1 protein-coding gene is annotated in these 290 nt (G+C 65.2%); it reads right to left on the bottom strand.

Features of this window, described 5'->3' with window-relative positions:
* Nucleotides 1-262: bifunctional hydroxymethylpyrimidine kinase/phosphomethylpyrimidine kinase (locus PZH32_RS13695; protein ID WP_275208811.1), on the bottom strand; the 262-nt coding region annotated here is incomplete at its 3' end.
* Between the last annotated feature and the right edge of the window lie 28 nt (nt 263-290).

Here is a 290-nt window from a genome sequence, read left to right on the forward strand (position 1 = left end):
CGGCCGTGGCAGCGGGGCGCGCCTCGGCAGCTTCAAAGCTTGGAGCGGTTTCCGCGGCCGCACGGCACCGCGCCGAAATAAGATCGGCGGCCCGCTCTACGTCCTCACGGCTCGCAATGGCCATACCGGCCAGCTCTTCTGCTTCGGGAATATTCGGGGTTATCACCGTTGCCCGCGGAAAGAGCTGCTCCACCAGGGCATCTACCGCAGCATCGGCGTTAAGCGCCGAGCCGGAAGTGGCCACCATGACCGGATCGACCACGATGTTTTGCGCCTTGTGGCGAACGAGG

Source organism: Adlercreutzia equolifaciens (genome assembly GCF_029076695.1).
In the GTDB taxonomy this organism is placed as follows: Bacteria; Actinomycetota; Coriobacteriia; order Coriobacteriales; family Eggerthellaceae; genus Adlercreutzia; species Adlercreutzia equolifaciens_A.